The 2,412-nt window shown below is 39.8% G+C and carries 2 protein-coding genes and 1 pseudogene; 1 reads left to right on the top strand and 2 read right to left on the bottom strand.

Annotation, left to right across the window (positions count from 1 at the left end; all coding sequences use genetic code 11):
• Positions 1-48 precede the first annotated feature (48 nt).
• Positions 49-1,068 carry a reverse transcriptase domain-containing protein gene (locus tag QUB44_RS30535; protein ID WP_333373607.1) on the bottom strand — a complete coding sequence of 340 codons (1,020 nt, stop codon included), beginning with the start codon at positions 1,066-1,068 and terminating at the stop codon, positions 49-51.
• Between the two features lie 292 nt (positions 1,069-1,360).
• Complete coding sequence (locus QUB44_RS31350) at positions 1,361-1,555, bottom strand: IS4/Tn5 family transposase DNA-binding protein (RefSeq protein WP_445299946.1); 195 nt, start codon at positions 1,553-1,555, stop codon at positions 1,361-1,363.
• A 215-nt stretch (positions 1,556-1,770) separates the two neighbouring features.
• On the opposite strand from QUB44_RS31350, the pseudogene QUB44_RS30530 reads away from it, so the two are divergent.
• Positions 1,771-2,255 (top strand): annotated as a pseudogene (locus QUB44_RS30530) (IS1 family transposase); the annotation flags it as partial.
• Positions 2,256-2,412 lie beyond the last annotated feature (157 nt).

The raw sequence follows: 2,412 nt of genomic DNA, 5'->3' as shown, positions 1-2,412 counted from the left end.
CCTCATCTTTTTTCACAGTTTTACTAGCTTTTTCATTTTAGCCCTTTTTCATATATTTGCAAAAGTGAGATGCACCCTATCTCCTTTAACTTTCACATAGTTGGTGCTGCTACACTCGAATTCACTATGCTTTAGTAACCGAAGGGGGTTCGTTCCCTCTTCTCTGGTTGAGAATACCCAGTTATCACCGCCAATGGAGTGCCAATACAGTTGATGTCCTGTCTTGATGTTTCCACAACGGCGTTTTGCCCAACGTCGAAGTTTCAGGTATGTGAGGTGATCTTGTTTAGAGAGTTCTCCAACGGTTTTTGCGTCAGAGTTTGTATAGAAAGAAGTCCATCCCCTTATTACAGGGTTTAAGTCTCTAATTAACGCCGATTGTGGCGATGACCTATGGTTTTTGATGATTCTTCCGATTTCCTCTTGGTGAGCCTTACTTGACTTCTTATTTGGGGTGATGAGTGTGTTAAAACCTAATATCTCACCTTTAGTATTTAAACTGTTTCGGTGTTTTCCAGCAGGGTATTGCCTTATGTGATGACCGAGAAAGTCAAATCTAGCTTTACCATCCTCACTTAATTCATCCTTGAAAGTGTGAGTTAGCCTCGTCTTTTTAGGTTTCAATTCTAAGCCCATACCACTTAACCATTCCGAAATTATTTCTCGGCATCTTTGGACTACGATTTTTGCTTCACATAGAATCACAAAGTCATCGGCATATCGAATTATATTCGGGTTGCCTACCTGTTTTCCAAATTTGGAAATTGAGTTTCTTATCTGGTTTCCTGTATCGTGTGGGAACTCTTTTTCTATGTGTTGTTCCAAGCCGTGGAGGGCAATGTTTGCCAGTAGCGGAGAAATGACCCCACCCTGTGGCGTGCCCTCAGATGTTGCAGTGAATACTCCATCATCAATTACTCCAGATTTTAGCCAGGATTTTACTTGTCTCCTGACCTTGCCTTTTATATTCAACTTTTGAAGTAGTTCATAATGGTTGATGCGGTCAAAACACTTGGCTATGTCTGCATCTAATACAAACTTCGCCTTATGTTGAGTACAGAGTTTAATCGGCTCTTCTGAGTTTATGGTGTAAAATGTACCTAATAATACATTTACCGTTATGAGCTTCCATCTAGACTATCTATTAGCATTGCCTGGAGTCAGGGTTGAAACTTGTACTCAAGTTGAGGGAAAAATTTTCTTGGGACTGAGCATTTTATCAGAAGGAATTGTTTGTCATCATTGTAACAATCCTACCGAAAAACTGCATCAAAATCGACCAATTTTAGTAAGAGATTTGTCTGTTTTACGACTTCTTGTTCTTCCACAGCTTCACAGGTCATTTGACAGTGAGGTTGGATTACTTTGTCAAATTCTGTTTTTCTGTTGGCAAAAACTCATAAGCTCTTTTCAACTCGTTTGCACTTGTGAATATTTCTGACAATGCTTTCCCGAACCCTTGACTTAGGGCTTGGCCGATTGAATAGGCTCTATTGTTTAATCTCTCATCTCCTAATTCACAAGTTGCAAAATTTTTCTCCCACCAGTTCAACATTTTTCGCCTGCCTTTACTTGATTTTAACCACATTATATCACCATCTACCCCTTTTGCCTAGAATTACCTCCTACTCTACCTTTCAGAGATGCCGTGAAAAGTAAGGGCAGCGATGAGTGAGGACTACATGATGCTTATTCTCAAATCCTTGTGTCAAGCCTGATTGAGATGCTCTTACCCTGTTATATCCTTGAAGCTATATTAAGTGCAACTTCATAGTAAATTGGTATAAGCAGGTAGGAGAATTGCTCCCAAATACCTAGGATTCAGAAATAATTCCAGAGGTGGGGGAAGTGGATGAGTTGGAAACATTTGTCGGCTCAAAAAAAACAAAATCTGGCTCCAGACAGCGGTCAATCACTTTCAGCCAGGAATCTTAGGATGGGTAATGGGCGACCATAGTGCAAAAACTTTTCAGCCATTATGGGAACTAGTCGATACCTGGAAATGCTACTTTCATGTCACGGATGGATGGCCAGTCTATCCGATATTTATTCCAGATGGAGACCAGATTATCTGTAAAACTTATATGACTAGAGTAGAGGGAGAAAATACAAGGCTTAGACACTATTTAGCTCGACTTCATCGTAAGACACTTTGCTATTCTAAGTCAAAAGAAATGCTAGCACATTCAGTTAGATTACTAATTCACTATCTCAAGTTATGGGATGTTCCCACCCCATATCCTGCTAACTATTAAATGTAGCTAAAGATTCCATCCTGTTTTGAATAATGTTTTTGGATATTGATCGCTACATCATACATCAATTCAGCAACGCCCGATATTGAACACGATTTTAGTGCCTTAAAGCGAGCCAGAATGTATGCTCCTCCTGGGACATCTTTAGATGAACTCA

This window comes from Microcoleus sp. AT3-D2 (assembly GCF_036705715.1).
Lineage (GTDB): Bacteria > Cyanobacteriota > Cyanobacteriia > Cyanobacteriales > Microcoleaceae > Microcoleus.
This window is presented reverse-complemented; position numbering and strand designations above follow the sequence as displayed.